The sequence below is a fragment of the Micromonospora sp. DT53 genome, assembly GCF_049841535.1.
GTDB lineage: Bacteria > Actinomycetota > Actinomycetes > Mycobacteriales > Micromonosporaceae > Micromonospora.
The window spans coordinates 791,993-817,104 of the sequence record NZ_JBNCKM010000001.1; the positions used below are offsets into that span (position 1 = coordinate 791,993).

The following is a 25,112-nucleotide window of genomic DNA, read 5'->3' on the forward strand; positions in this document are numbered from 1 at the left end:
TAACAGTTAACAGTCTTTTCGGAAAGCTGAGGCGACCCATGGTTGATCACGAGGTGGACACCGCCGCGGGGACCGCGGTGGTCGACGCCGACGTGACCGACCGGCGGACAGCCTCCGACGGGGTGCTGGCTCGGGTCCGCAACGGGCTCGGCGAGTTGACCGGCGCCCTGCGCCGGGTCGCCGAGCACGTGCTCAGCGACCCGGAGGCCGCCGCCCGCTCGACAATCGTCGAGCTGGCCGAGCGCAGCGGCACCTCACCGGCGACCATCACCCGCTTCTGCCGGGCGATGGGCTTCGAGGGGTACGCCGACCTGCGGCTGGGCATCGCCTCCGAAACCGGCCGGGCGCGCTCGGCCGGTTGGACCGTCGACATCGGCCGGGAGATCCAGCCGAGCGACCCGCTCGCCCGGGTGCTCGACCAGATCATGGCCGCCGACACCCGGGCCATGCACGACACCGCCACCCTGCTCGACCTCACCGAGGTGGAGCGGGCCGCGGTGGCGATCGCCGGCGCCAACCGGGTCAACATCTTCGGCGCCAGCGGCAGCGCCCTGGTCGGCGAGGAGATGCAGTTCAGCCTGCATCGCATCGGTGTGGCGGCATGGGCGTGGAACGACGTGCACGAGGGGCTGGCCAGCGCCGCGTTGCTGCGATCGGGGGACGTGGCGCTCGGCATCTCGCACACCGGCCAGACCCGGGAGACGATCGAGATGCTCGCCGAGGCGGGCAGCCGGGGCGCCACCACGCTCGCGCTCACCGGCTTCCCCCGCTCACCGTTGGCCGAGCTGGCCGACATCGTGCTGCTCACGGCCAGCCAGGCGACCACCTTCCGGCCGGACGCCCTCTCCGCCCGGCACCCCCAGCTGGTGGTGCTCGACCTGCTCTACATCGCCGTCGCCCAACGCACGCACGACCGCGCGCACGCGGCCTTCCGGCGGACCGCGCAGGCCGTCGACGGGCACAAGGCAGCGAAAGGGGTCCCTTCATGATCAGCGCCCAGGGGTACGCGGACGCCGTCCGCCCGGTGCTCGACCGGCTGCTCGACTCGGAGGCCGACGGCATCACCCGGGCCGCCGACCTGATCGCCGACAGCCTGCGCGACGGCGGCGTGCTCCAGGCGTTCGGCGCCGGGCACTCGGAGGCGTTCGCCGCCGAGCTGGTCGCCCGGGCCGGCGGGTTGGTTCCCACCAACCGGCTCTCGGTACGGGACCTGGTGATGCACGGTGACGCCCCGCGCGACGTGCTCGCCGACCCCAAGCTGGAACGTGATCCCTCCATCGCCCACCAGATCTACGCGCTCGCGGCGCCCCAGCCGCGCGACGTGTTCGTGGTGGCGTCCCAATCCGGCATCAACGGCTCGGTGGTCGAGCTGGCGGCGCTGGTCACCGAGCGCGGTCACCCGTTGATCGCGGTCACCTCGGTCGAGCACACCGCACGGGTGGCGCCACGGCACCCGTCCGGGCATCGGCTCGCCGACCTCGCCGACGTCGTGCTGGACAACGGCGCGCCGTACGGCGATGCACTGCTGCCGCTCGAGGGCGGCGGCGCGGTCTGTGCGGTCTCCTCGGTCACCACGGCGCTGCTGGCGCAGCTGCTGACCGCGGAGGTCGTACGACGGTTCCACCAGGCCGGGGAGGTACCCCCTATCTACCTCTCCGCCAACGTCCCCGGCGGGGACGAGCACAACCTCGCCCTCGAGTCGCGGTACGCCGGACGTCTCCGGCGTACCGCATGACCCGAATTCCACAAGGAGAGACGACGATGTCGATTACCCCCGAACACCCGGCCGCACTCGACCGTCGCACGGTGCTGCGTCGCGCCGCCGCCGTGGGCATGCTCGCCACTCCGGCCATCGGCCTGCTCGGCGCCTGCGCCACCAGCGGCAGCGACGGTGACAACGAGCAGGTCGCCGGCGGCACGAAGAGCGAGAAGAACCCGCTGGGCGTCAAGGAGGACGCCGCGATCGAGGTGGTCATCTTCAACGGTGGCTACGGCGAGAAGTACGCCACCGACGTGCACGAGCCGCTGTACAAGAAGGCGTTCCCCAAGGCGGAGGTCAAGCACCAGGCCACCCAGGCCGTCTCCACGGTGCTCCAGCCGCGGTTCGCCTCCGGTAACCCGCCGGAGTTCGTGAACAACTCGGGCGAGAAGCTGATGGACTTCGGCGCGCTCGTCGCCGACGGTCAGCTCCAGGACCTCACCGAGCTGTGGGACGCGCCGTCGGTCGACGACCCGGCCAAGAAGGTCCGCGACACGGTGGTGCCCGGCACCATCGAGGCAGGTTCGTTCAACGGCAAGCCGTTCGTCCTGTACTACGTCTCGACCGTCTTCGGCATCTGGTACTCGGGCAAGCTGTTCAAGGACAACGGCTGGGCGCCGGCGAAGAGCTGGGACGAGTTCATCACCCTGCTCACGAACATCAAGGCCAAGGGCATCACCCCGTACGGCTACGCCGGTGCGAACGCGGCCTACTACCAGTGGAACGTGATCCTCACCCAGGCCGCCAAGATCGGCGGCACGGACGTGCTGAAGAACATCGACAACCTGGAGGACGGCGCCTGGAAGCAGGACGCCGTGAAGCAGGCGGCTGCCGCGTGGGCCGAGGTCGGGGCGAAGTTCAGCGACAAGAGCTTCGAGGGCCTCAAGCACACCGACGTGCAGCTGCGGCAGAACCAGTACAAGGTGGCCCTGTACCCCAGCGGTGACTGGCTGGAGGGCGAGCAGAAGAAGGACACCCCGGCCGGCTTCGACTACCAGCTCATGCCGGTGCCGGGCCTGACCGCCTCGGACAAGCTGCCGGCCACCGCGCTGCGCGCCACCGCCGGTGAGGGCTACTTTGTCTCGGCGAAGAGCAAGAACCCCAAGGGCGGGCTGGAATACATGCGGCAGATGTTGTCGACGGCGGGCGCGAAGGGCTTCACCGAGGTGGTCAAGGCTCCGACCGTGGTCACCGCCGGTTCGGAGGGCTTCGCCTTCCCGCCGGGTGTGGCCAGCTCGCAGGCCGCGCTCAAGGCGGCCGGTCAGGACGTGTTCAACCTGTACTTCGACGGCTGGTACAAGGAGCTCGACACGGAGGCGCGTACCGCCACCAACGAGCTGATGTTCGGCCGGATCAACGCGGACGCCTTCGTGGAGCGGATCCAGAAGCGCGCCGACGCCATCAAGAAGGACAGCTCCGTCACCAAGTTCAAGCGCTGATCGATCGGAGCTAGGGTCATGCGGCACGGCAAGTATCCATTCGTGATCGGGTTCCTGTTCGCCCCGGTCGCGCTGTACGTGACATTCGTGATCTGGCCGTATGCGCAGGCGTTCCAGATCTCGATGACCAACTGGCGGGGGCTGTCCGCCCCGCAGTGGGTGGGCTTCGACAACTACCGGAGGCTGCTCGACGACGGCGCCTTCTGGAAGGCGGTCCAGCACCACGGCGTACTGCTGCTTGCCCTGCCGCTGATCACCATTGCCATCGCCCTGTTCTTCGCCTTCCTGCTCAACGTGGGCGGCAAGAGCAGCGGCGGGCAACGCCAGGGGGTCTGGGGGGCGAAGTTCTACCGGGTGGTGTTCTTCTTCCCCCAGGTCCTGGCGGTGGCCATCATCGCGGTGTTGTTCCAGATGGTGTACCGGCCGAACGAGTCCGGCCTGATCAACGGCGTGCTGATGAAGTTCGGCCTGGAGCCGGTCCTCTTCCTGGTGAAGCCGAACCTGGCCCTGTGGTCGATCATCGCGGTGCTGGTCTGGCAGGCGGTCGGCTTCTACGTGGTGCTCTTCTCGGCCGGGATGGCCTCCATCCCCGGTGAGATCTACGAGGCCGCCGAGATGGACGGCGCGACGAAGGTGACCCTGTTCTTCCGGGTCACCCTGCCGCTGCTGTGGGACACCCTCCAGGTGGCCTGGGTGTACCTCGGGATCGCGGCGTTCGACGCGTTCGCCATCGTGGCGGTGCTCTCGGTGGACGGTGGCGGCCCGGACGGCGCCACCACAGTGCTGGCCATGGAGATCTACCGCAACGCGTTCGTCTACTCGAAGTACGGCTACGCCTCGGCGATGGGCGTGGCGCTGTTCTTCCTCACCCTCACGTTCGCGGCGCTGACGCTGCGGCTCACCAAGCGGGAAAGCGTGGAGTACTGATGAATCCGCAGTCGACGCTGCCGCCGACCCCGGCGGCGCTTCCGCCGAAGACCGGTGACCCGTCCGCCCCCGCCGGGCCGGGAGGCAAGGGCCCCCGCTCGGAGGTACGGTTCTTCTCCAGCCTGGGGCACGTCGCGCTCGCCGTGTGGGCGGTGATCGTGATCGTGCCGATCCTCTGGACCTTCCTCGCCGCGTTCAAGAACACCGGCGAGATCTTCAGCAGCCCGTGGACGCTCCCGGCCGAGCTGCGGTGGGAGAACTTCGGGCGGGCCTGGACCAAGGCGCACGTCGGGCGGTACTTCCTCAACAGCGTGATCGTGGTGTCGTGCAGCACGTTCCTCACCATGCTGCTCGGCTCGATGGCCGCGTACGTGCTGGCCCGCTACAAGTTCTGGGGCAACCGGGCGGTCTACTTCCTCTTCGTCTCGGGGTTGGCCTTCCCGGTCTTCCTGGCGCTGGTGCCGCTCTTCTTCGTGGTGAAGAACCTGGGTCTGTTGGACACCCACACCGGTGTGGTGCTGGTCTACAGCGCGTACTCCCTGCCGTTCACTGTGTTCTTCCTGGCCGCGTTCTTCAAGACGCTGCCGTCGTCGGTGGCCGAGGCGGGGATGATCGACGGCTGCGGGCACAGCCGGCTGTTCTTCCAGGTGATGATGCCGATGGCGAAGCCGGGCCTGATCAGCGTCGCGATCTTCAACATCATCGGTCAGTGGGCGCAGTACCAGCTCCCGTTGGTGCTGCTCTCCAACGCCAAGGACAAGTGGGTGCTCACCCAGGGCATCGCCGACATCTCGGTCAACGCCGGCTACGAGGCTGACTGGTCCGGGTTGTTCGCGGCGCTGACCATCGCCATCCTCCCGATGATCATCGTGTACGCGGTCTTCCAGCGTCAGATCCAGGCCGGCCTCACCTCCGGAGCGGTGAAGTAGGACGCCTCACCGCTCGTCGACCCGGGTGTGCCAGGAGCGCCACAGGGCGGCGTACGCGCCACCGGCCGCGACCAGCTCGTCGTGGCTGCCGATCTCGGTGATCCGGCCGTCCGCGAGCACGGCGACCCGGTCGGCGTCGTGCGCGGTGTTGAGCCGGTGCGCGATCGCGATGACGGTGCGCCCGACCAGCACGGCGGCCAACGCGCGCTCGGTCCGTCGGGCGGTGGACGGATCGAGCGCGGCGGTCGCCTCGTCCAGGATCAACGTGTGCGGGTCGGCGAGCACCAACCGGGCCAACGCCAGCTGCTGGGCCTCGGCCGCACCGAGCTGACGGGCACCGTCGCCGAGCTGGGTGTCCAGGTCGTCGGGCAGCTCGGCGAACCACTCGGCGCCCACTGTGAGCAGCGCGGCGCGCATCTGCTCGTCGGAGGCGTCGGGCGCGGCGAAGGAGAGGTTGTCGCGGACCGAGCCGATGAAGACGTGGTGCTCCTGGGTGACCAGGGCGATCCGGCGGCGTCGTTCGGCCGGGTCGAGGTCGGTGACCGGGCAGCCGCCGATGCTGACCACGCCGTGCCGGGGCGCGTCGATCCCGGCCAGCAGCCGGGCCAGTGTGGACTTGCCGGCGCCGGACGGGCCGACGACGGCCAGCCGCTCACCGGGCTGCACCTCCAGGTCGATGCCGTGCAGCACGTCCGGCCCGTCGTCGGAGTAGGAGAACCGCGCCCCTCGGACGACGAGCCGCTCACCGCGCGACGCGGCTGCCGTCCCGGGGGGTTCCGGCGGGACCATGCCGACGCCGAGCACCCGGGCGTACGACGCGAAGCCGCGTTGTGCCTGCTCCGTCCACAGCAACAGCCGGTCCAACGGGTCGATCGCCTGTTGCAGGTAGAGCGCGGCGGCGACCACCGCGCCGAGTGACACCAGGTCCCGGGAGAGCAGGTAGCCACCGACGAGCAGGACGACGGCGACCGGCAGCGGATAGCTGGCCTCGACGACCGAGAAGAACACGGTACGCAGCGCGAGGGTCGCCCGCCGGGCCCGCCACACCAGTGTGATGCGAGTGGTGCCGTACCGGATCCGGTCGTCGGCCAGGCGCAGCGCCTCCACCGTGCGCGCGCCCTCGGCGGTGGTGGTCAGCGTCTCGGTCAGCTCGGCCGCCGCTGCGCCCTCGGTGAGGTACGCGGAGCTGGCCCGGCGCAGGTACCAGCGGGTCACCGCCACGATCGACGGGAGCCCGGCCAGCGCGGCCAGCCCGAGCAGCGGGTGCAGCAGGAAGACCGCCCCGAACAGCAACGTCAACTGCACAGTGGCGATGACGATTGTGGGCACCACGTCCCGGACGGTGGTGCCGACCGTCGACACGTCGACCGAGCTGCGGGTGGCCAGGTCACCGGAGCCGGCCCGCTCGACGACCGAGACGGGCAGCCCGAGGGTCCGGGAGACGAACTCCTCGCGCAGCTCGGCGATGGCCCGTTCGCCGAAGCGGTGGCCCGCGTACTGGGCGTACCGGGAGAGCAGGGCACTGACCAGGACGCAGCCGGCGATGGCCAGCGCCAGCCGGTCCACCGTGGCCACGCCCGCGCCCGCGGTGACCCGGTCGACGATGGTGCCCAGCAGCCACGGCGGGGCGAGCCCGGCGATCGCGGCGGCGCTGTGCAACGCCAGCACGACCCCGACCGCGCGCCGGTGCCGGCTGATCATGTCGCGCAGGGCCCGGCGTACGGTGCCGCGGTCGGCCACCGGTAGCCGGCTCACCGGTACGCCTCCTCGGTGGCGGCGGGCTGCGTCGGGTCGCGGTCTTCGCTGCCACGGGCCACCAGGTGCCGGTAGGCCGGGTCGCGGTCGAGCAGTTCGGCGTGGTCGCCGATGGCGGTGATCCGGCCGGCGCTCAGGTGCGCGACCAGGTCGGCCCGCCCGAGCAGCAGCGGTGACGTGGCGATCACCACTGTGGTCCGCCCGGCCCGCGCGGCCCGCAGCCGCTCGGCGATCCGCGCCTCGGTGTGCGCGTCCACCGCCGACGTCGGGTCGACGAGGATCAGCACCTCCGGCTCGCCGCTCAGGGCCCGGGCCAGGCGGACCCGTTGGCGCTGACCGCCGGAGAGCGTCCGGGCCCGGGCATCGATCGGAGTGTCCAGCCCGGCCGGCAGGGCGTCGACGACGTCCTGCGCCGATGCGGTCCGCAGGGCCGCGCCGATGCGCTCGTCACCGTCGTCGGCCCCGGCGCGCAGGATGTCGCGCAGCGTACCGGCGAAGAGGTACGAGTCGTGGTCGGCGACGAGGATCCGCACGCGGACCTCGTCCAGGGCGACCTCGTGCAGCGGCACGCCGCCCCAGGTGACGCCGCTGACGACGTACCGGCCGAGCCGGTCGGCCAACGCCACGGCCGCCGCCGGATCGTCCGCCGCCACGCCTGTCAACTGGCCGGCGCGCACGGTCAGGCCGGTCACCGGGTCGTGCAGGTCGGCCGGGCCGTCCGGCGCGGCCAGGGCATCCGGCCGGCGTGCCTCCGGCACTGGGCCCGGCCGGCGTGCCTCCGGCACTGGGCCCGGCTGGTGTGCCTCCGGCACGGGGCCCGGCCACCGGCGACCCGGGCCACCGACGTCGTCAGGTGTCACGGTGAGCAGGTCGGCGATCCGCCGGGCGGCGACCCGACCCCGGATGAGCTGGTGGCTGCCCTCCAGCAGAAACCAGACCGGCACGATCAGGGTCGCCACGTAGCCGTAGACGGCGACCAACTCGCCGATCGTGACGTCACCGGTCACCGCCATCCGGGCCGTCAACCACACCACCGCCGCCAGGAACAACCCGGGGATGGCGACCGTCGCGGCGTCGATCCAGCTGTTGACCGCGCCGACCCGGTAACCCTCGGCGCGCAGCTCCTGGGACCGGGCGGCGTACCGCCGGGCGAACAGGTCCCGGCCGCCCACCCCGGCGAGCACCCGCAGCCCGGCCACGATGTCACCGGATCGGGCCGTGAGCGCGCCCTGTTGCCGGCGGTAGACCGATTCGGCGCGCTCCAGGCGGCGCAGCAGCGGCCCCACGACCAGACCGACGACCGGCACCCCCACCAGCACGCAGAGCGCGAGCATCGGGGAGATCGACCAGAGCACCACGGCGATCACCCCGTACGCGATGATCGCGCCGACGCCCGGCCCGGTCAGCGTCAACACCTGCGCCGTCCAGTCGATGTCGGAGCCACCGATGGTGGACACCTCGCCCGCACCGACCCGGCGGGGCAGCACCGCGCCGATCCGGGACAGGTGACGCAGCAGGACCTCCGCCGAGCGGGCCTTGGCGTCCTCCCGGATGAAGGTCATCGTGCGGTGCCGCATGATGCCCAGGTAGGACAGGGCCACGCCCGCGACGACGATCGCCGCGACCCAGAGCGCCAGGGCCCGGGTGTCGCCGGCGCGCAGCCCGTCGTCGACGGCACGGTAGATCAGGTAGGGCCGGGCCGAGAGCCCGATCATCCAGGCCGTGCCGATCAGGCTGCCGCGCAGCACCCGCCACGGTTGGCAGCGGACCAGCCACCAGAGGTAGCGCATCGGACCGCGGCTGTCGGGGGTGCCAGGATCGGAATGCGGGATCTGCGGAGGCACCTGGTCACGCTACCGACCGGCTCCGACACCGCACCGACCCGATCATGGTGAGGTGCGCCTCCGTTTCTGTCGCAGGGGAGAGGCAGAATCACGTTCGTGCTGGTGGCGGTGGTGTCCGACGAGCGGGGTGGGGGAGTGCTGTGCCCGCTGGACGCCGCCGGCCGGCCGACCGGCCCGCCCGAGGTCGTCACCGACCTGGTCGCCGCGGTCGCCGCGCGCGAGGCCGCCGGGCACCCGCGCTGGGTCTGGTCGACCGCCGCGGCGGTCTATCCGACGCTGCTGCGCGCCGGCGTCCGGGTCGATCGCTGTCACGACGTGGAGTTGACCGAGGCGTTGCTGCTCGGGCACGCGGGCCGCTGGGGCGAGCCCCGCTCGCTGGCCGCCGCCTGGGCCCGGCTGACCGGCGCGGCGGTGCCGCCCGACCCGCCGCCGCGTGCCGCCGCGCCGCCCGGCCACGGCCAGGGCGCGCTCTTCGACACCCTGCCCGGTCCGCCGGGCCCGGGCATCGAGACACTGACCCGGGTGTACGCCGACCAGCTCACCCGCGTCGCCGCGACCGAGCACCCCGGCCGGTTCCGGTTGCTGGTGGCCGCCGAGTCGGCCGGCGCGCTGATCGCGGTGGAGATGGGCGTCGCCGGGCTGCCCTGGCGTGCCGACGTGCACGACGAGATCCTGCACGAGCTGCTCGGTGAGGTGTCCCCGGTCGGCGGGCCGCCACGCCGACTCGCCGAGTTGGCGGCCCAGATCGCCGACGCGCTCGGCGTACGCCGCCTGCACACCGACTCCCCAGCCGAGCTGCTGAAGGCGTTCGCCCGGGTCGGGGTGGAGCTGCCCAACACCAGGGCCTGGGTGCTGCGCGGGGTGGACCATCCGGCGGTGCCGCTGGTGCTGGAATACAAGGAGCTCTACCGGATCTGGACGGCGCACGGCTGGGCCTGGCTCGATCAGTGGGTGCGGGGCGGCCGGTTCCAACCGGAGTATGTGCCGGGTGGTGTCGTCTCCGGCCGGTGGGCCACCCGGGGCGGTGGCGCGTTGCAGATCCCGAAGGTGATCCGGCGGGCGGTGGTGGCCGATCCGGGCTGGCGGTTGGTGGTCGCCGACGCCGGCCAGTTGGAGCCTCGGGTGCTGGCCGCGGTGTCCGGCGACGCGCGGCTGGCGGCGGCGGGCGGTGCTGGCGACCTCTACGCCGCGCTGGCCCGGGACTCGTTCGGCGGCGACCGGGCCAAGGCCAAGGTGGCCCTGCTCGGCGCGATGTACGGGCAGACCGGCGGGGCCGCGGTGCCCGCGTTGGCGGTGCTGAAGCGCAGCTACCCGACGGCGTTCGGTTACGTCGAGGCGGCCGCGCGTACCGGTGAGACGGGTGGCTTGGTGCGGTCGTGGTTGGGGCGGACGTGCCCGCCCGGCTCGGCCGGGTTCGGTGATCTGGACGACGAGCCCTCCGACCCGGAGGTGGCGGCCGATCCGCACAGTCCGCGGGCGCGTGCCGCGCGGTCCCGGGGGCGTTTCACCCGCAACTTCGTCATCCAGGCCACCGCCGCGGAGTGGGCGTCCACGTTGCTGGCCACGCTGCGGACGGAGTTGTCCGGCACGGACGCCGAGCTGGTCTTCTTCCAGCACGACGAGGTGGTCGTGCACGCGCCCGCGGGTCAGGCGGAGGCGGTCGCCGAGGCGGTCAACAGGTCCGGCGAACGAGCCTCCGCGCTGCTCTTCGGTGCGACGCCGGTCCGGTTTCCGCTGGACCTGTCCATCGTCGACTGCTACGCCGACGCGGCTTGACCGATGGCGTGGCCGGGTCGGGCGATGCCGGTCGTGTAACGGTTGTGCTATTTCTCCTTTTCGCCCCGCCACCCTCGGCTGGCCGTCCTCGTTGCAGTGTCCGTAGGAGGGGACGGATCGGTCACGGTCCGTCCCGTGCTGGAGGGGGCGCAGCTGAACCGGATCGCAGGAATGATCATCGCCGCAGGCGGGGGACGACGGATCGGTGGTCCCGAGGCGCTGCTGCACCAGGGAGACAGACCCCTGGTCAATCAGATGATCGACACGATGACCGAGGCGGGCTGCGAGCAGATCGTGGTCGTACTGGGCGCCGCCGCCGAGCAGGTCCAGGAGACCGCCGACCTGGGCAAGGCCATAGTGGTGATCAACAAGGCGTGGGGCACCGGCGTCGGCTCGTCCATCCGGGCCGGCTTGGCCGCCATGGACGACGAGGGGATCGAGGCGGTGGTGGTGGTCCCGGTCGACATGCCGGGCCTGAGCGCCACGGCGGTCAGCCGGGTGGCCGCGCTGCCGTACCCGGACGTGCTGGTCTGCGCCACGTACGACGGGCTGCGCGGCTACCCGATGCTGTTCGGCCGCCGGCACTGGCCCGGCATCGCCACCCTGGCCAGCGCCGATGTGGGCGCTCGGCCGTACCTGCTGGCGCACAAGGACCAGATCGTCGACATCGCCTGCGACTCGGTGGCCGACGGCAGCCGGATCGACACGCCGGAGCTGATGGAGCTCTACGGGCTCACGGTGCCGCCGCAGCGGGTCGGGGTCTAGACGAGTAGGCCTGGCCTGGCTGGGGCTGTGGGCGCAGCCCGGCGGTCGGCGGTGACCGTCGGCCGCCTCCGGCGGGGCGGACACGGTATTGAGCGATGGGCCGCGCCGACGACCCGCGCGCCCGACAGCTCACCCGGCCATTCTGGCCGCGCTGTCGTACGCCGCCGCTCGGGCGACCACCTCGGGGGTCGCACGGGAGGGGTGACCGCTGTCGAATGGCGGTTGTGGGTCGTACTCCATCCAGAGCTGGACGGCCTCGGCGGTCGTCCGGTCGGTGAGGAGTTCGACGAGTCTCAGTCCCATGTCGATGCCGCTGGACACCCCGGCGGCCGTGATGATGCGGGCGTCCGGTTCTTCGACGACTCGCTGGTCCGTCGGCTCGGCGCCGAAGCGGACCAACTCCTGCGCGGCTAGGTAGTGGCTGGTGGCCCGCCGCCCCCGGAGCAGCCCGGCGGCTCCCAGCAGGAGCGAGCCGGAGCACACGGAGGTCGTGAGCGTCGTCGTGTCGTGGATCCTCCTGATCCAGTTCGGCAGCGGCCCGCTGAGAGCCTGAATCGTCCCCGGTCCTCCCGGTACGACGAGAACGTCGGCCGATTCCACGTCGGCGAGCGCGGTTTCGGCAACGAAGGAGACCATCGCGCAGTCGTCCCGGACGGGCCCGGAGCGCTCGGCGACCAGGACCACGTCGATGCCCGGAGTGAGGGCCAGTGGCTGGTAGACGCCTATGACGTCCAGCGCGGTGAAGCGCTCGTACAGTGGGATGACGACGTGGGTCACCAAGAGTCCTTTCGGCCGGGCGTGGGCTGCGGTCAGAGGGTCGAGAAGCGTGCGCGAAACGCGCCCGGGGTGGTGCCGAGCCGTTCGCCGAAGACACGTCGCAGCGACTCGGCGGACCCGAAGCCCGATCTGGCCGCCACCGCGTCGAGGCCGAGGTCGGACTGCACCAGAAGGCGTTTGGCGCTCTCCAGGCGAAGTTCGGTGAGGTAGCGCCCGACGGTGAGCCCCGTCTCACGGGCGAAGAGACGTTGAAAGTGCCGGGGCGACATGGCGAGCTGCGCGGCAAGGTCGTCGACACGGTGTGGTGCCGTCGGGTCGGCCTCGATGGCGCGCTGAACGGCGGCCACCCGCTTCTCCCTGGCGCGTTCCAACCACACCGGGCCGGAGAACTGGGCCTGCTGTCCCGGCCGATGCAGGAACATCACGAGCCAGCGGGCGATCTCCTGGGCGACTCGTGCGCCGTGGTCGGCCGCCACGACAGCCAGTGCCAGGTCGATTCCTGCCGTCACCCCACCGGATGTCCAGACCGGACCGTCGTGCACGTAGAGGGCGTCGTGGTCGACTGTGAGATCGGAGAATCGCCGACCGAGGTCCCTGGACACGGACCAGTGGGTGGCGACCCGGCGACCGCTGAGCAACCCAGCGCGTGCGCAGAGGAACGCGCCGGAACAGATCGACAACAACCGCGTGGGGCGGCACTCCCGCAACCAGGCGACGAGGTCGGCGTGCCCATCCTCGGCCGTCGCCGCACGGCCGCCGGGGACGACGAGGGTGCCGGCCCGGACCGGTTCTCCGAGCGCGGCGGCCACCATGGCCAGGCCGCTCTCGGACACCACCCCGGCCTCCGCGCCCGCCAGCCTCAGGTCGTACGCGGGGCGCTCACCACGGGCCGCCCGGTACCGGTTCGCTCCCGCCAGGACCTCCCACGGACCGGTCACGTCGAGGGACTGCATGCCCGCGAAGGCGACGACGGTGACGGGCTCGACCATGCCCCGAGCCTGCCGGCCGGAGTCGCCGTGGCGCAATGACGCCGTACCCACGGAAAGTGACACTGCGCCCGCTCAAGACTGCGACGTAGCGGATCGCCCACGTCGGCGTTGGTGGGTCCGGGGCAAGGCCCGGACCCACCATCGCCAGGTCAGGGGTCAGTCCTGTGCCTGGTCCAACTCGCCGGTGCTGGCGAGGCGCTGGTACCAGTGGGCGCTGTCCTTCCAGGTGCGTACCTGGGTGTCGTAGTCGACCCGGATGATCCCGAAGCGACGGTCGTAGCCGTAGCCCCACTCGAAGTTGTCCAGCAGCGACCAGACGAAGTAGCCGCGCACGTCCGCGCCCTGCGCGCGGGCGTCGGCCATCGCGCCGATGTGCCGACGCAGGTAGTCGATCCGCCGGTCGTCGTGGATGCGACCGTCGGCCGACACCACGTCGTCGAACGCCGCGCCGTTCTCGGTGATCATCATGGGCTGGCTCGGGTACTCGCGCTGGAGGCGCAGCAGCAGCTCGGTCAGCGCCGGCGGGTCGATGTTCCAACCCATCGCCGTGTACGGGCCGGGCTGCGGCAGGAAGTCGACGTTGTCCGCGGCGACCCACGGCGTGGAGGTCGACGCGCCGTGCCCGTCGGCGTCGGAGCGGGCCGACACCCCGTCCCAGGCCCGGACCAGGGTGCTGGAGTAGTAGTTGACCCCGAGCACGTCCAGCGGCACCGCGATCAGCTTCTCGTCGCCCTCGCGGACGAACGACCAGTCGGTGACGGAGGCGGTGTCGGCCAGCAGGTCGGCCGGGTACGCACCGTCCAGCATCGGGCCGAGGAACGCCCGGTTCGCCAACGCGTCGATCCGCCGGACCGCGTCCTGGTCGGCGGCCGAGTCGGACGCGCCCCGGACGACGTGCAGGTTCAGCGTCACCGACAGCTCGGCGGACGGGGCCAGCTCCCGGACCACCCGACCGGCCAGGCCGTGCGCCAGGTTGAGGTGGTGCACCGCGGCCAGCGCCGCCGCCGGCTCGGTCCGACCCGGTGCGTGCACCCCGGAGGCGTAGCCCAGGTACGCGGAGCACCACGGCTCGTTGAGCGTCGTCCAGGTGTGCACCCGGTCGCCCAGCGCGCCGACGATGCCCGCCGCGTACTCCTGGAAGCGCAACGCGGTCTCCCGCGCAACCCATCCGCCGGCGTCCTCCAACTCCTGCGGCAGGTCCCAGTGGTACATGGTGGCCACCGGGCGGACGCCCCGCTCCAACAGCCCGTCCACCAGCCGCGAGTAGAAGTCGATGCCCGCCTGGTTGAACCGGCCCGAGCCGCCCGGCTGCACCCGGGGCCAGGAGATGGAGAACCGGTACGCGCCGAGCCCGAGGTCGGCGATGTGCCCGAGGTCGTCGGCCCACCTGTGGTAGTGGTCGGCGGCCACGTCACCGGTGTCACCGTTGAGGGTCCGACCGGGGGTGTGGCTGTAGGTGTCCCAGATGGACGGTCCGCGTCCGTCCTCGGTCGCCGCGCCCTCGATCTGATACGCGGCCGTCGCCGACCCCCAGACGAAGCTCTCCGGGAAGTGGTGTTGCGTCATCGTTCCGTCCCCTGGATCTCGCAGATGTAGCCCGTCGAGGTGCCGGCGACCAGTTCGGCGCTGGCCGTCCCACCCTCGTAGCGCACGTCGAACTCGGCACCCGGCCCGTTGCCGGGTGACGGTACCCGTACCCGGGTGCGCTGCCCCTCGGTCGGTGCGTACACCCGCAGCCGCACGTCGTCGGCCCACTCGTAGTCCGGTCGGTCGGTGCGGGAGCCGAACGGGATGACCGCGCCCGGTCGGGCCAGCACCGGCAGGCTGTCGAAGTCGTGCTTCTCGGTCAGCCAGGCCGGGCCGGTGACCTGCGCGCCGGTGACCAGGTGCGTCCAGGTGCCGGCGGGCACGTAGTACGTGACGTCGCCGTCGGCGCTGAGCACCGGAGCGACAAGCACGTCCGGGCCGAGCATGTACTGCCGGTCCAGGTGCGCCGTCGCCGGGTCGTCCGGGAACTCCAGGAACATCGGCCGCATCACAGGCGTCCCGTCGCGGTGTGCCTCCTGGGCGGCGGCCGCCAGGTACGGCATCAGGCCGAGCTTGAGGTGGGTGAAGTGCCGCAGCACGTCCACGGCCTCCTCGTCGTACGCCCACGGCACCCGGTACGAGCCGGACCCGTGCAGCCGGGAGTGCGAGGAGAGCAGCCCGAAGGCGACCCACCGCTTGAACACCGCCGGGTCGGGAGTGCCCTCGAAGCCGCCGATGTCGTGGCTCCAGTAGCCGAAGCCGGACGCCGCCAGGGACAACCCGCCGCGCAGCGACTCGGCCATCGCGACGAACGTCGACTCGCAGTCGCCGCCCCAGTGCACCGGGAACTGCTGCCCGCCGGCGGTGGCCGAGCGGGCGAACAGCACCGCCTCGCCCTCGCCGCGCTCGGTCTCCAGCAGCTCGAAGACCGCCTTGTTGTAGAGGTACGAGTAGTAGTTGTGCATCCGCTGCGGGTCCGAGCCGTCGTGCCACACCACGTCGGTCGGGATGCGCTCGCCGAAGTCGGTCTTGAAGCAGTCGACGCCCATGTCCAGCAGCGCCTTGAGTTTGCCGGTGAACCAGCGCACCGCGTCCGGGTTGGTGAAGTCGACAAGCGCCATGCCGGCCTGCCACTTGTCCCACTGCCAGACCGAGCCGTCCGGGTTGCGCACCAGGTAACCGGCCTCGCGGCCCTCCTCGAAGAGGTACGAACGCTGCGCGATGTACGGGTTGATCCAGACGCACACCTTCAGGTCGCGCTCGTGCAGCCGACGCAGCATCCCCTCCGGGTCGGGGAAGGTCGCCGGGTCCCAGACGAAGTCGACCCAGTGGAACTGACGCATCCAGAAGCAGTCGAAGTGGAACACCGACAGCGGCAGCCCGCGCTCGGCCATCCCGTCGACGAACTCGGTCACGGTCTTCTCGTCGTACGAGGTGGTGAACGACGTGGACAGCCACAGGCCGTACGACCAGGCGGGGATCCGGGCCGGCCGGCCGGTGAGCGCGGTGTACCGGCGCAGCACGTCCTTCGGGTACGGCCCGTCGATGACGTAGTAGGTGAGCGACTGGCCCTCGACGCTGAACTGGGTCTGCGTGACGACCTCGGAGCCGACCTCGAACGACACGTGCTCCGGGTGGTCCACGAAGACCCCGTAGCCGGCGCTGCTGAGGTAGAACGGCACGTTCTTGTACGCCTGCTCGCTGGCGGTGCCGCCGTCGGCGTTCCAGATGTCGACGGTCTGCCCGTTCTTGACGAACGGGCCGAAGCGCTCACCCAGCCCGTACACCGTCTCACCGACGCCCAGCGCGAGCCGTTCGTGCACGTGCCGGCGGCCCTCGGCGTCGGTGACGACGCCGATGCTGCGGGCGGTGGACGCGGTGACCAGCCGGTCGCCGTGCAGGAAGTCGACCCGCCACCCGTCGATGAGCGCGACCCGCGCGGTCAGCTCGCCGGTGGTCAGCGTCGCGCTGAGCCCGGTGACGTCGACGGTGACCGGGTGCGTCTCGTCGGTGCTCAGCTCGAAGTGCGGCTCGCGGGGCAGCCCTCCGGTGTGGTGGGCGATGGTCACCCCGATGACGCCGGGGGCGGGGGAGAAGAACCGGACGGTGACCAGGGGACGGTTGAGGGTGTCGCCGCGTCCGGTGATCTGACCGGTCGGGGCGAAGACGGTGAAGCCGCGCTCGTCCGGCTCGACCGACTCCACGGTGCCAGGGCGCAGGACGCTGACGCCGGGGCGCAGCTGCCAGTACCCGTCGGTGAACTTCACTTCTCGGCTCCTGCCGTGATGCCGCGCGCCAGGGTGCGCTGGAAGATGAGGAAGAAGAGGATGGCCGGCACCAGACTGATCAGCGCGCCGGCGTTTGTGGTCGGCGCGTCCATCAGCCGGTCGCCCTGCAACGACGCGAGCGCGACCGGAATGGTCTGCGTCTGGTTGTCGATCAGCATGACCAGCGGGATGAGGAACTCGTTCCACGTCCAGATGAAGAAGAAGATGAGCAGCACCGCGAGGGTGGGCCGCAGGTTGGGGAAGACCACCCGCCACAGCACCGTCCACTTGCCGGCGCCGTCCAGCGCGGCGGCCTCCAGCAGCGAGCGCGGGAACGTGCCCATCACCGAGGCGAGCAGGTAGGTGCCGAACGCGCTCTGGATCACGGTGAAGATGATGATCACCGAGAGTTGGGTGTTGTAGAGGCCGACCTGCTTCGCCACGTAGTACAGCGGGTAGATCAGCGCCTCCTGCGGCAGCATGTTGGCCAGCAGGAAGAGACCGACGATCCACAGCCGGCCACGGACCCGGCCGATGCCCAGCGCGTACGCGTTGAGCAGTGACACGGCGACGCCGAGCACGGCCACCGAGCCGGCGATGATCGCCGAGTTCCAGAACTTGAGCGGGAAGTTCACAGTGGTCCAGTACGTGCGCAGACCCTTGGTGTAGAACTCGGTCGGCCAGCTCAGCGGGCCGCCCGACGAGTAGTCACCGGGCGACTTGAACGCGTTGAGCAGCATGAACGCGAACGGCACAAGCATGACGAGCGCGCCGAGGGTGACCAGGGCGAGCACCACCCAGCGGCTGACGCCGCGGTGGTGTCGATCGCGGACGGGCGCGCGGACCGGCGCCGGAGTGATGACTGCCATCTCAGAACCCCCGGTCCCGGCGTTCGCTGCGGGCCTGCATCCAGATGAAGACGCCGGCCACCACCACGATGATCAGCGTCAGCACCGTGGAGATCGCGGAGCCGTAGCCGACCTGCAGCTTCTTGAAGAACGTGTAGTAGGCGAAGTACGACGGCACGTTTGTGGCGTTGTCCGGGCCGCCCCGGGTCAGGGCGAAGATCGGCCCGAACACCTTCAACGCGGCGATGGTGCAGGTCAGGGCCACCACGAAGGTCTCCGGCCGGATCTGCGGGAGGGTGATCGCCCGGAACCGGTGCAGCCAGTTCGCGCCGTCGACCTCGGCCGCCTCGTACAGCTCGGGGTCGACCCGCTGCAACGCCGCCATGAAGACGACCACCGGGTAGCCGATCTGCACCCAGATCATCACGGCCATCACGGCCGGCAGGGCGGTGCCCGGGTCGCCGAGCCAGTCGTGGCGGAGCGCGCCGAGACCGACCGCGTCGAGGAGGCTGTTGAACGCGCCGTCGGGGCGGAGGATCCAGCCCCAGACGATGCCGGCCACCACGACGGGCAGCACCTGCGGGAGGTAGAACGCGGCCCGCAGCGCGGCGGCGGTGCGGGGCTTGAACCGGCGGCCGATGACGTCGAAGAGCACCGCGGCGAGCAGCAGCCCGAGCAATGTGGGCACCACCACCATCGCGACGAGCATCCAGATGGTGTTGCGGAACGACGCCCAGAACACGTCGTCCTGCAGCAACTGCTGGTAGTTGTCCAGGCCGACCCACCGGGGGTCGCCGACGCCGGACCACTTGGTCAGCGACAGGTAGAGGGTGCCGAGCAGGGGTGCGCCGATGACCAGGAGGAAGAGCACCGCTCCGGGGAGCAGGTAGAGCCAGTACGCCGCGTTGCGGCCGCGGCGTCTGCGGCTGGGCGCGGGCGGGGTGGGGGTCGCGGCCGGCGGTGTGGCGGCGACCGTCTCGGAGACTGCCATGGAAGATCCTTCCCGGCGCGGGCGGGCGCGCCGGTCGTGCCGGTCGCGCCCGCCGCTCGCCGTGTCACTTGCCGGTGATCTCCTTGACGCCATCGGCGTACGGCTTGGCGATCGTGTCGAGGACCTGGTCGGGCGACTTCGAGCCGTTGATCAGGCCCTGGAAGCCGGAGACCAGCACGTCGTAGTAGCCGGGGACCGGCCAGTCCGGGTAGAAGGCGAGCCCGTCGGACTTGCTGACCGTGTTGAAGTCCTCGATCAGCTTGCGGTCCTTCGGGTCACTGATCTTCGACGCGTCGGCGGCGACCGGAACGCCACCGTTGTTGCCGATCAGGTCCTGGATCTCCGGACGAAGGGTGATGTCGATGAAGTCGTACGCCAGGCTCTTGGCCTTGCTGTTCTCCGGGACCACCCAGAGGTTGCCGGAGGAGCCGGCCTGCAGGGTGTTGCCGGGGAAGAGGAAGGTGTCCCAGTTGGCCTTCATCTCGGTCTTGAACCGGCCGTACCACCAGCTACCCGAGACGATCATCGGAACCTTGCCGCCGATGAAGGCGGTGCCCATGTCCTCGGCCTTGAGGCTTGCCGAGTTCTTCGCGACGTAGCCCTTCTGGACCCACTGGGCGAAGGTGTCCGCGCCGTACTTGAGCGGGTCGGCCTTGAAGTCGACAGGGTTCTTGTAGAGCTGGTAGTTGTCGACGAACTGCCTGTCGCCCTTGGACAGGGCGAGCTGGTAGAAGAGCTGCCCGGCCGGGTACTCGGCGCCGGCCATGCCCAGCGGGGTGATGCCCTTGCCGACGAAGGTGTCCATCGCGGCGGTCATCTCGGCCATGGTGGTGGGGACCTTGACGCCGTTCCGCTGGAACAGGTCCTTGTTGTAGTAGACAGTGACGTACTCGCCGTAGTTCGGCACACCGAACCACTTGCCGGAGCCCATCACGCCCTTGTCGCTGTACCGGGCGGTGGTCTGCAGGCTGGGGCTGAGCTTGTCGGCCCAGCCGCGCTTGTCGGCCTCGCTGCTCAGGTCGGCCAGCAGGCCCTGGGAGGAGAGCAGCCCGGCGGTCGCGTTGCCCTTGTTGTACTCCATGATGTCCGGGCCCTCGGACGAGTTGATGATCATGCCGGCGTTCTGCTGGATCTGCTCGAACGCCTTGCGCTCGAAGCGCACCTCGACGCCCGGGTGCTCGGACTTGAAGAGCTCGATCGCCCGGTTCCAGCCGATCCCCATGGCGCTGTTCTCGCTCTCGTAGTGCCAGAGCTTCAGAACCTTGGCGTCGCTGTTGTCCCCGTTGTCACCACCGCCGCAGGCGGCCACAGTGGTCGTCGCGGTCGCTGCCAGGGCGATCGCGGCGACAAGCCGGTGGAATCGCTGCATTACTATCCTCCTCGTTGAGTACTAGCCGGTACTTCACGGGGCCCGTCGTCGCGTTGCAGCGCGATGGCGGGCCGTTTTCGCTGGTCAGCCGCCGTCCTTCGACGGTGGACCAGAGGTCGCCAATGCCACCCGCCGGGGTGCGGCGGTCGACCCGCGGACCTCCAACGCGCACGGCAGCAGTTGCTGGTGACGAAGGTCGGCGGGGCCATCCAGGTGGCGCGTCAGCGCCTCGATCGCGATCCGGCCGAGCGCCGAGCCGGGTGACGTCATCGCGGTCAGCGCCGGGGTGGCCAGCTCGGCGACCTGCGGCGAGGTGACCATCGAGACGACGGAGACGTCGTCGGGCACCGACAAGCCGCGGCCGGTCAACTCGCCGAGGATGCCGAAGATCGCCGTCTCGTTCATGGCCAACACCGCGGTCAGTTCCGGGGCCCGCACGAACGCGGCGGCCAGGGCGGCCCGCCCGCCCGCGGCGCTGTCCTCGGCCGCGATCATCACCGGCTCCAGGCCGTGCCCGGTCATCGCCGCGGTGAAGGCGTCACGGGTACGCAGCGCGGGCCCGTAACCGCTGGCCAGCGTGGCGGCCGAGTGGTTGACGTAGACGATCCGCCGGTGCCCGAGGCCGACCAGGTGCGCGACGGCCTCCCGGACGGTCTGGTCGAAGTCGATGTCGACGTAGGAGAGCGTGCTCGTGTCGCCGGTACGGCCGATGAGCACCAGCGGCACCCCGGCCTCCTGGAGCACGGTGACCCGCTCGTCGGCGAGTTGGACCTCCATCAGCACGACCCCGTCGAGCATCCGCTGGCTGGCCAGCCGACGCAGGTCGTCGAGGTTGCCCCCGCCGACCGGCGAGAGCACCAGGTGGTAGCCGGCGACGCTGGCCGCGGCGGCGGCGCCGGTGACGAAGGCGGTCTCGGTGGCGCCGAGGCCGCGTTCGTCCATCGGCATCAGCAGGCCGAGGATCCGGCTGCGGCGACTGGCCAGCCCTCGGGCCATCGCGTTGGGCTGGTAGTCGAGCTGCGCCATCGCGGCGAGCACCTTGTTGCGGGTCGCCTGCGAGATCGGCCGGGTGCCGGTGAGCACGTACGAGACGGTGCTGACCGAGACCTGTGCGAGGCGGGCGACGTCGTGCATGGTGGCCACCGCGCACCTCCTCTGGCCTGGGGTGGGACCGCTCCCGATCTTCGTCGAAGCGTTTCGACGAAGCGGTTCGACAGGACGCTAGGCCACCTGTTACGGCGACGTCAATAGCCGATGTCGAAAAGAATTCAGGGGGCGCGCGGGGGCCTCGTCCAGCCCGCGCCGTCCGCGGTCGGTCGGTCGGTCGCGGTCGGTCGGTCGGTCGGTCGCGGCCAAGATCTGCGCAACATCGGGGATCCTGCGCCCTTCCGCCCGCCAGAGGCAGCAACATCCGGGAAGTTGCGCGGATCTTTGCCGCCGGTCAACGGGTGCGACGGCAAGATCGTGCTCGATCCTGGATGTAGTTCCCTCGGGACGTCGCGGAGGCCACTACATCAAGGATCGGGCACGATCTTGGCGCGGGGCGCGGGGCGCGGGGCGCGGGGCGCGGGGCGCGGGGCGCGGGGCGCGGGGCGCGGGGCGCGGGGCGCGGGGGTCAGGGCAGGTTGAACAGGGTGGCGGCGTTGGTCCAGCAGATCGCGCGCAGCCAGTCGTCGCCCAGGTCCAGCCGGGCCAGCCCGGTCACCTGCTCGGCGTACGGGTACGGAATGTTCGGGAAGTCGCTGCCCAGCAGCACCTTGCCGGCCAGCCCCAACTCGCGCAACCGGGGCATCTCGTCGGCGGGGAAGGGGACGAACCGATCGAAGAAGGGTGTGAACGCCATGGTGGTGTCCAGCCGGACCCGCTCGTACGTCTCGGCGAGGTCCAGGAAGGCTCGGTAGTCCGGGGCGCCCATGTGCGCCACTACGGCGGTCAGCCGAGGGTGGCGGGCGAGCAGGGCGGCGAACGGGTCCGGGCCGGTGTGGGCGGTCCCCACCGGCGCGTGCCCGGCGTGCACCACCACCGGCGTCCCCGCGTCCGACAACATGCCCCATACCTGGTCCAGCGCCGGATCGGTCGGCGCGAACCCGCCGACCTGCAGGTGCAGCTTGAACAGCCGGGCGCCCTGCGCGAGGGCCGACTCGACGTACCCGGGGGCGTCCGGCTCGGGGTAGAACGTGGCCGAGGCCAGGCACCCCGGGGTGTCGCGGGCGAAGTCCAGCGTCCAGCGGTTGAGTTCCGCAGCCATGCCCGGCCGGTGCGCGTACGCCAACGCGCTGAACGCCCGCACTCCGAGCCGGCGCAGGTGCGCGACCCGGTCGGCGTCGCTCCACCGGTAGAGGATCGGCCACTCGGTGCCCACCAGCGGTCCGGCGGCGTCGAAGTAGGCCCACACCCGACGCAGCAGTCGCGGCGGCAGGAAGTGCACGTGTACGTCGGCGAGGCCGGGTAGCCCCAGCGCGCGGATGAACTCCGGTACGCGCTCGTCCGCGACCGGCGGGACCGCCGGCGCCGGATCGGTCATATGTCGATGTCGAATCGGCTCAGCACCGAGGGCGCGATCAGGCCGACGGTCGCGAGCGCCGAGACGACGGTCAGCGCGATGCGCATCCCGACCACTTCGGCCTTGCTGCCGACGCGCAGGGCGATTTTGTTCGGCAGGCCGATCATCATCCACATGCGGCGCTTGATCGGGATCGGCCAGAGGATCGGCACACCGGCCCGGGTGATCATGTCGCCGAGGATGTGCACGAAGCAGCCGACGCCCAACGCGGTGCCGATCAGCGGATAGCCGCGTCCGCCCGGCAGGTTCGCGAAGGTGAACCAGGCCGCACCGGCCGAGGCGAGAGTGATGATCACCCAGCCGGCCCGCTCGGCCCACTCGTCGAACAGCCCGCGCAGCGCCAGGCCGAACATGAAGAACAGGATGGTGATGACCGCCCACTTGCCGTACGCGGCGCAGAGCGCGGTGGTGCCCCAACCGACGAGCACGGTGAACGGCAGCGTGTGGGTCAGCGTCCGGTGCCCGTTGTTGCGGCGCGGGTCCCTGCTGAGCTTCGTGGCGTAGTAGACCCCGAGGGAGATCTTCTCCATCACCTCGGCGGCGAAGAGCGAGAAGACCCCGAAGGTGCGGGCCACTGTGGCCCCGCCCTGGTTCTTGGTCACCTTGCCCGACATGTCGAGGTCGGGAAAGAGCGCGCCACCGGCGCACACCGCGGTGCCCACCGCCAACGCGAGCGGCGACTGGTGGTAGTCGGCGAACTGCTCCAGCGCCCAGGAGCCAGCCAGCCACACCGCCGCGCCGGACAGCGCGTGTTGCGGTCCCATCATCTCGGCTCACCCTCCCCAGGGATCTTGAGCGCCCAAAACTACGCCACTGTAGTCAGCGTCGGCGCCGCAGGGGCATCACCCGGGGAATCCACATCGGACCGTGTCACAGGTTGGGGGTGAAGCTCTGCCGGATCATCGGCAAGTATGCCGCGTTGACCTGCCAGTCGAACTCTTCTGTCAACCACGAGACGGTGTAGGAGCGGTCGGCGGAGGTGTTGACCAGCAGCCGGAAGCTGTGCACCGGAACGCCGACGGCGTTGCGCCAGCCGCACTCCCACACCGCGCCACCCTCGAAGATGTCCATCGCGGAGATGTCCACCTTGCGATAGTCCGGCAGCGCCTTGGCCACGGTCAGCCGAGTCTCCTCGGCCTTCCAGTAGGCCACCGGATCCCGGCGGGTCGGCCCGGCCTCGACGCTGAGCACCCGAGACCCGCCGGTTTTCCGGAAGCAGGTCACCGAGCCTTCGGTCCAGCGTGACCATTCCACCGGCGCGGCGATCCGGAAACCGGTCGGGTCGTCGTACCAGGTCCAGCCCTCGCGCAGCCCGTACTTCACGTCGGCCGGCGGTGACACCGCCACCACCGGGGTCGCCGACGGCGGCGGGGACGACGCGCAGGCGAACGCCGCCGGCCGGGCGGTCGGCGCGCCACCGCCCGAGCCGGACGGTGGGGTCCGGTCGTCGGGTCGGTTGACCAACGCCAGCGTGACGCCTCCCGCGACGAGCAGGGCGGTGGCCGCACCACCGAGGGCGATCAGGCGTCGTCGCCGGCCGGGTCGGCGCGGTGGGCGACGGCTCGGCGTCGCCGGCTCGTCCGACAGGGCCACCGGTTCGACCGGGTGGGGCGCGATGGCCCGGCCGGCGCTGCGGACCGCCGCGACCGCCGAGGACCGGGCAGACCCGGCGGGCTCGTCCTGGCTCGCCGCGGCGCTGCGCAGCAGCGGCTCGGCCTCGACGGCGGTCAGCCGCCGCCAGGGGTCGCGCTGCAACAGGCCGGTGAGGACGGGACGCAGCGGACCGGCCCGACGCATCGGATCCGGTGGTTCGGTGGCCAGCGCGCTGAGCGTCGCCATCGCGCTCGACCGTGCGTACGGTGACTGACCCTCGACCGTCGCGTAGAGCGTCGCGCCCAGCGACCACATGTCGGTACGCGCGTCGGACACCCCTTCGCGGGCCCGCTCGGGGGCGACGAACTGTGGTGAGCCGAGCACCGTGCCAGGCCCGGTCATCACACCCTCACCGCCGTCGAAGGTGGCCAGCCCGAAGTCGGTGAGCACCACCCGTCCGTCGTCGGCCACCAGCACGTTGTGCGGCTTCACGTCGCGATGCAGCACTCCGGCGGCGTGCGCGGCCCGCAACGCGGCGAGCACCGCCAGCCCGATCCGGGCGGTGCGCTGCGGGCTCAGCGGCCCCTCGGCGCTGATGATCTGCTGCACCGATCGCGAGGGCACGTACTCCATCACGATCCAGGGGCTGTCCCGGTCGTGGACCACGTCGTAGAGGCGGACCACGTTGGGATGGTTGAGCCGGGCGGCGGTGCGTGCCTCGCGCAGGGTTCGTAGCCGCAACTCCTCGCGCTCGGTCTCGGCCAGCCAGGACGGCGGCACTACTTCCTTCACCGCCACGTCGCGATGCAACATCTCGTCGCGTGCAAGCCACACCCGGCCCATTCCGCCGGTGCCGACCAGGTCGAGCAGCCGGTACCGACCCGCGATCAGCAACTGATGCACGGTCGCTCCCCCTCGGTCACCCCGGGATCCACGATAGCCACCGATGTCGGCTTTCCCATCCACTGAGCGGCCTCGATCCACGCCGGACGGT

Annotated in this window: 20 protein-coding genes; 7 read left to right on the forward strand and 13 right to left on the reverse strand. The window is 70.9% G+C overall.

Going from position 1 to position 25,112, the window contains the following annotated elements:
• Positions 1–38 precede the first annotated feature (38 nt).
• From ACLQ3B_RS03810 to ACLQ3B_RS03830, 5 genes are read left to right on the forward strand one after another with little or no spacing between them, the layout of a single operon-like run.
• Positions 39–989 (forward strand): MurR/RpiR family transcriptional regulator, encoded by a 951-nt coding sequence (locus tag ACLQ3B_RS03810; RefSeq protein ID WP_425777348.1) that lies wholly within the window; start codon positions 39–41, stop codon positions 987–989.
• Positions 986–1,735: a sugar isomerase domain-containing protein gene (locus ACLQ3B_RS03815; protein ID WP_091403970.1), complete on the forward strand. Its 750-nt coding sequence runs from the start codon at positions 986–988 to the stop codon at positions 1,733–1,735. The genes ACLQ3B_RS03810 and ACLQ3B_RS03815 overlap by 4 nt, the downstream gene beginning before the upstream one ends.
• A gap of 26 nt (positions 1,736–1,761) precedes the next feature.
• The gene (gene ngcE, locus ACLQ3B_RS03820; protein WP_425777350.1) at positions 1,762–3,198 is read left to right on the forward strand and encodes an N-acetylglucosamine/diacetylchitobiose ABC transporter substrate-binding protein; all 1,437 of its coding nucleotides are present in this window, start codon (positions 1,762–1,764) and stop codon (positions 3,196–3,198) included.
• A gap of 18 nt (positions 3,199–3,216) precedes the next feature.
• Positions 3,217–4,125, forward strand: a complete 909-nt coding sequence (locus tag ACLQ3B_RS03825) for a carbohydrate ABC transporter permease (RefSeq protein WP_124821807.1) — start codon at positions 3,217–3,219, stop codon at positions 4,123–4,125.
• Positions 4,125–5,054 carry a carbohydrate ABC transporter permease gene (locus ACLQ3B_RS03830; protein WP_425777352.1) on the forward strand — a complete coding sequence of 310 codons (930 nt, stop codon included), beginning with the start codon at positions 4,125–4,127 and terminating at the stop codon, positions 5,052–5,054. The genes ACLQ3B_RS03825 and ACLQ3B_RS03830 overlap by 1 nt, the downstream gene beginning before the upstream one ends.
• Before the next feature lie 6 nt (positions 5,055–5,060).
• On the opposite strand, the gene ACLQ3B_RS03835 is transcribed toward ACLQ3B_RS03830, so the two are convergent.
• Both ACLQ3B_RS03835 and ACLQ3B_RS03840 read right to left on the reverse strand, forming a co-directional pair.
• The gene (locus tag ACLQ3B_RS03835) at positions 5,061–6,755 is read right to left on the reverse strand and encodes an ABC transporter ATP-binding protein (protein WP_425778035.1); all 1,695 of its coding nucleotides are present in this window, start codon (positions 6,753–6,755) and stop codon (positions 5,061–5,063) included.
• Between the two features lie 50 nt (positions 6,756–6,805).
• Positions 6,806–8,599, reverse strand: coding sequence for an ABC transporter ATP-binding protein (locus ACLQ3B_RS03840; protein ID WP_425778037.1), 1,794 nt, complete (start codon positions 8,597–8,599; stop codon positions 6,806–6,808).
• A 120-nt stretch (positions 8,600–8,719) separates the two neighbouring features.
• Here ACLQ3B_RS03840 and ACLQ3B_RS03845 point away from each other — a divergent pair, with 120 nt between their 5' ends.
• Both ACLQ3B_RS03845 and ACLQ3B_RS03850 read left to right on the forward strand, forming a co-directional pair.
• Entirely contained in the window at positions 8,720–10,429 is a 1,710-nt protein-coding gene (locus ACLQ3B_RS03845; RefSeq protein ID WP_425778039.1) for a bifunctional 3'-5' exonuclease/DNA polymerase, read from the forward strand.
• 171 nt (positions 10,430–10,600) lie between these two features.
• Positions 10,601–11,194: a nucleotidyltransferase family protein gene (locus ACLQ3B_RS03850; RefSeq protein WP_425778041.1), complete on the forward strand. Its 594-nt coding sequence runs from the start codon at positions 10,601–10,603 to the stop codon at positions 11,192–11,194.
• Between the two features lie 129 nt (positions 11,195–11,323).
• Here the strand turns inward: ACLQ3B_RS03850 and ACLQ3B_RS03855 are convergent, their stop codons facing one another.
• The 11 genes from ACLQ3B_RS03855 to ACLQ3B_RS03905 form a co-directional block, all read right to left on the reverse strand.
• A complete protein-coding gene (locus tag ACLQ3B_RS03855) occupies positions 11,324–11,971 on the reverse strand; it encodes a DJ-1/PfpI family protein (protein WP_425777354.1) in 648 nt (215 codons plus the stop codon).
• A gap of 32 nt (positions 11,972–12,003) precedes the next feature.
• On the reverse strand, positions 12,004–12,960 hold the full coding sequence (locus tag ACLQ3B_RS03860; RefSeq protein WP_425777356.1) for a GlxA family transcriptional regulator: 957 nt from the start codon (positions 12,958–12,960) through the stop codon (positions 12,004–12,006).
• Positions 12,961–13,116: 156 nt separating this feature from the next.
• A complete protein-coding gene (locus ACLQ3B_RS03865) occupies positions 13,117–14,526 on the reverse strand; it encodes a GH1 family beta-glucosidase (RefSeq protein ID WP_425777358.1) in 1,410 nt (469 codons plus the stop codon).
• The gene (gene yicI, locus ACLQ3B_RS03870) at positions 14,523–16,754 is read right to left on the reverse strand and encodes an alpha-xylosidase (RefSeq protein WP_425777360.1); all 2,232 of its coding nucleotides are present in this window, start codon (positions 16,752–16,754) and stop codon (positions 14,523–14,525) included. Before yicI ends, ACLQ3B_RS03865 begins: the two co-directional genes overlap by 4 nt.
• Positions 16,751–17,623 (reverse strand): carbohydrate ABC transporter permease, encoded by an 873-nt coding sequence (locus tag ACLQ3B_RS03875; RefSeq protein ID WP_425777362.1) that lies wholly within the window; start codon positions 17,621–17,623, stop codon positions 16,751–16,753. Before ACLQ3B_RS03875 ends, yicI begins: the two co-directional genes overlap by 4 nt.
• Position 17,624: 1 nt before the next feature.
• Positions 17,625–18,593 carry a carbohydrate ABC transporter permease gene (locus ACLQ3B_RS03880; RefSeq protein WP_425777364.1) on the reverse strand — a complete coding sequence of 323 codons (969 nt, stop codon included), beginning with the start codon at positions 18,591–18,593 and terminating at the stop codon, positions 17,625–17,627.
• A gap of 64 nt (positions 18,594–18,657) precedes the next feature.
• Entirely contained in the window at positions 18,658–19,962 is a 1,305-nt protein-coding gene (locus tag ACLQ3B_RS03885) for an ABC transporter substrate-binding protein (RefSeq protein WP_425777366.1), read from the reverse strand.
• A gap of 84 nt (positions 19,963–20,046) precedes the next feature.
• The gene (locus tag ACLQ3B_RS03890) at positions 20,047–21,096 is read right to left on the reverse strand and encodes a LacI family DNA-binding transcriptional regulator (RefSeq protein ID WP_425778043.1); all 1,050 of its coding nucleotides are present in this window, start codon (positions 21,094–21,096) and stop codon (positions 20,047–20,049) included.
• A gap of 481 nt (positions 21,097–21,577) precedes the next feature.
• Complete coding sequence (locus ACLQ3B_RS03895; RefSeq protein WP_425777368.1) at positions 21,578–22,486, reverse strand: amidohydrolase family protein; 909 nt, start codon at positions 22,484–22,486, stop codon at positions 21,578–21,580.
• Positions 22,483–23,292 carry a metal-dependent hydrolase gene (locus ACLQ3B_RS03900; protein WP_425777369.1) on the reverse strand — a complete coding sequence of 270 codons (810 nt, stop codon included), beginning with the start codon at positions 23,290–23,292 and terminating at the stop codon, positions 22,483–22,485. Before ACLQ3B_RS03900 ends, ACLQ3B_RS03895 begins: the two co-directional genes overlap by 4 nt.
• 103 nt (positions 23,293–23,395) lie before the next feature.
• Positions 23,396–25,021, reverse strand: coding sequence for a protein kinase domain-containing protein (locus tag ACLQ3B_RS03905; RefSeq protein WP_425777371.1), 1,626 nt, complete (start codon positions 25,019–25,021; stop codon positions 23,396–23,398).
• Positions 25,022–25,112: the final 91 nt, after the last annotated feature.